Genomic DNA, 3,671 nt, shown 5'->3' with positions numbered 1-3,671 from the left:
CCGAACCCGCCGCCGCCGTCCGCGGCCACTGGAGCATCGAAGCCCTGCACCACGTCAGAGACGTGACCTACGCCGAAGACGCCTCCACCGTCCGCCTCATGATCGTTGAGCTTAGACACCCCAATGATCACGAGCCCGTGCCTGCTCTGCTCTGCACCCCAACCCGTCATTCCCCGGACCAACCGCACGACTGTGGAACTTGATCAAGCCCTGTCTCTCTATACCAGAACAACGATCGCCGCAACCGGAAGCCACGACTTGTTTCCCGGCAAGCCCTAAAGAGCTTCGCCGCCCTCGAATGTCAGGTCAGTGAACTCTTCTCGGCAACGTGACGGTTGCGGTGTGTGATGATGCCGGACGACGGGATGGTGACTCGGCGTCAGGCATGAGTGAAGCCCCTGGTAGGAACGGGTCTGCGAAGATCACGTTCCGTACAATGGCTGTACCGGCTCCCCGACAAGATCGAACACGAGTGGCAGCGGCTTCACAGCGAATACCGGGCCCGGAGCGGGTCGGACGCCAACCTCCCCTACACCGGACTGCTGACCGTGCTGCGGGCCAGCGGCAGCGCAAGCCTTGGCCCTCCAGCAAGCAGCACCCGCCGCGCATCCTCGCCTGTCGAGCCAGCTCTCCCCCGCTCATCTGAGGTTCGCAGTACTGTTGTGGGAACAGGCGCTGCTGGGGATCAAGCCCGACGACATGTCCGTCGCTTATGGCAGCGACCTTGCCGATCTGTTCGCCTCCATCGAGCCCGAGCTGGTACAGGTGTGGGGCCACATCCGCCGCGGGCCCCATGCGGTGGACGCCGACGGCTGAGTTTGGGACGCCGCAGGATGGAACCTGGCCTCGCTGATCGCCCCGGAGCCGCTCCAGATTGACGGGCGCAAGATCCCACTGCGTCAGGACACCCAGCACAACGTCATGGTGTGGGACGATGAGCACCTGTGGACGAACACTTGGACAGCGGCAAATCCGGACAAGGACAGCGCGCAGAAGCCGCTGGCCGCCTCTAACCAGCCGTGGACGGGGCAAGCCTGAATACGCCCACGCCCGTGGTCAGGGCCCGACTGTCCCGTCTCAACGATCCGACCTCGGCTCGACTTGAGAGTGCGGGCGGGTCGTATGACTCTGTTGGGTCAGGAGCCCAAGGGTGATCATGGAGGAACCACAGCGTGCGGCAAGGCGCGCGAGCACTCGAGGGGGGACTCTTGGGTTGCTGTGGTGCCCATACGGCCCGGGGCGTCCCACGTCCCCCGCGTGTTGCCTCGGGCCGTATGCCTTCAGATGCCGGTGCAGCGCCGCCACGTTGCCGCCCGCCTGGGCCAAGTACCTCCCACGCTGTCGGTGTACATCTGATCCCGTACGCCGACAGCAGGCCACCGGCCAAAGGCTCAGACTGAGGAACCTGGCGGGTTCGCGCCTCAATGGCACGGACACGTGCAGCGACGCGTGAGAAGGACTCCAGTTACGCCGGGAAGCGGGATGTTCTCCGTCTGGCGACAGTCGGCGTGAAGTGTCGCGTAGTCAGGACGAGCGGCGAGCGCGCACTCCGGGGAGCGTGTTTCAAGATCATCAGCAGGCGTCTTCATACGAACCGCTCCGCCCAATTGAGCTCAATCACGCGAGCCCGCAGCGCTTCAGCAGCCGGGCGAACTCCACGCAGGAGCCATGGGAGTTGCTGTGCCGGCTCTTCTGCCAGGCCACCCCGTCCAGCTCCGTGGCCGCCATGCCGTTGTACACGTCGTGGTCCACAGGTCGCTCCCCGGTGGTGCGGTGGCCTTGGGGCCAGTGATGCAGAGGTCAACTGACCCGGATCATAGCCTTGTTCACATGCAGATGCATGAACGGATGCACGTGCACGGGGGTCAACTGCTGGTGGAGCCTCTTCGTGTTGCGCTTCACGATCACGGTGTAGTGGGCGTCCCGCCCACGCAGAGAGGTGGCGAGGTTTACTGGGTGTGCCTGGCATCCCTGGTCACGTCGATGCCGGACAGGTCGGGCAGCGTGTCCAGGAGGGGCTGGAAACGGGCTGTACGCCCTCTCACACTCCTTCGCCACCAGGGCTGGATCGGCAGGGACGTGGCTGGTACACCACCCGCAGCACACGATCCCTGGGCGCACTGGACACCGATCGGCCCCTCCACGGCATCTTTCAGTAGCCGACGGCGTCGCGTAACGCTCCCGTGCCCTTCCCACGTTTGCCGCGCCGGCCTCCTCCGGCACCCGAGCGCGGAGGGCCCCGGCGACGCGCAACGAGAAGAATCCGCCAGCAGCGAGGATCAAAAACACGAGACACCAACAACAACACCCAGCCCACCGCAACCGGCTCATCCCGCCTCCGCCACAGCCGCTACCCTCATCCACATGACCACACCCACCGGAGTAAAGAGACAGCAAAGCCATCGCTAATCCGCAACTCAGGAAGGGGTCCTCCCCGCCAACACGGGGGTACTCCACTTGGCGAAGACCTCGTTCAAGTAGCCGGACCGCTCCTCCCCGCCAACACGGGGGTACTCCGCGAATCGATTAGCCCCGGCCCCCATGTCGCGCGTCCTCCCCGCCAACGCGGGGGTACTTCGGCGCAGACCTGCACGGCCTGCTCCGCGCTGTCGTCCTCCCCTCCAACGCCGGGGTACTCCCAGAACTCCCGCATCTCCGCCGCGAACTGACGGATCCTCCTCACCAATGCGGGGGTACTCCGGTCGTGGGGAGTGTAAATCTAACGGCCCTGTCTCACATTCGGTGGTAACAGGCGGTGATGATGGTTACCTGTAGCGATTTGCCCAGCTCAACCGCCTGTCAGCATCTGGATGATGAGCTCGCCACAGGCAGCGAAGCAAGGTCGCGGGCACGTACCCGCGCGGTTTGACTAGGTGTTCTTCCCGTGACTTTCAGTTACCACCGAATGTGAGACAGGGCCATTGGCTGGACAGACCCGCGCGACAGGGTCCAGCGTGGTGCGGCCCGGCGGCTGGCTGGTGTCGTCCGGAAGGCATCGACCGCGGCGCACGCCTTGTCGGAGCCGCCCTCCTCCTGAGCCTGGCCGTCGTCGGTCTGCTCCACACCCTGCTGCCGGGACTGTTCGACAACCGACCGAATGATGGACGACCGTTACGCCTGTATGTCCTCATCTTGTTCTTTATGGTCTGGCTTGGTCGCGTTCGGTGATCGTCTCGGGTCGTTTCACGGTTTTGCCCACGTCGTAGCGGGTGGCGGGCCGCCGGTTCTTGGAACCGAGAGGTCTGCCGGGGCCTGGCCTGGTGGGTTTCGGCGCACGGGCGGGGCAGCTCAAGGCGGGCCGGAGGTTTCTGAACCCTCGGCGAACCCGGGCCGGGGTAAGCCGGCCGGGCTCCGCGGGCTTCTCCCAGGGGCGGCGGAGGTCCTCGGCGAGAGGACGGGTGAGCCGAAGTTGGGTGTGGGCGGTGATGACCAGCCACGTCCAGCGGTCCGCCGCTTCCGGAGTGCGGAGCTTCGGCCGGGTCCAGCCGAGCGTCTGCTTGATCATGCGGAAGGTGTGTTCAAGATCGAAGCGGCGCAGGAACGCCTGCCAGCTCAGATCGACGTCCGCGCTGGTCATCCCAGTCTTCGAGGACCACAGCCAGACCGGCAGCGGGTCCCCTCCTCCGGGCAGGTGGTCGACCTGGAGGCGAATCAACGTCCCCTCAAGGATG

Annotated in this window: 1 protein-coding gene and 2 pseudogenes; 1 reads left to right on the top strand and 2 read right to left on the bottom strand. The window is 65.3% G+C overall.

Translation table 11 applies throughout. The annotated features are described in order from the left end of the window. Window positions 1-576: 576 nt before the first annotated feature. A complete protein-coding gene (locus ABZ453_RS50690; protein ID WP_359026796.1) occupies window positions 577-816 on the top strand; it encodes a hypothetical protein in 240 nt (79 codons plus the stop codon). Window positions 817-1,641: 825 nt separating this feature from the next. Here the strand turns inward: ABZ453_RS50690 and ABZ453_RS50685 are convergent. Further along, window positions 1,642-1,728: pseudogene (locus tag ABZ453_RS50685) on the bottom strand (DUF397 domain-containing protein); the annotation flags it as partial. 1,411 nt (window positions 1,729-3,139) lie between these two features. Further along, window positions 3,140-3,671, bottom strand: a pseudogene (locus ABZ453_RS50680) (transposase); the annotation flags it as partial.

The sequence above is a fragment of the Streptomyces sp. NPDC005799 genome (genome assembly GCF_040630525.1).
Lineage (GTDB): Bacteria > Actinomycetota > Actinomycetes > Streptomycetales > Streptomycetaceae > Streptomyces > Streptomyces griseorubiginosus_B.
The sequence above is the reverse complement of the archived record's forward strand: the minus strand, read 5'-3'. Positions and strand labels throughout refer to the sequence as shown.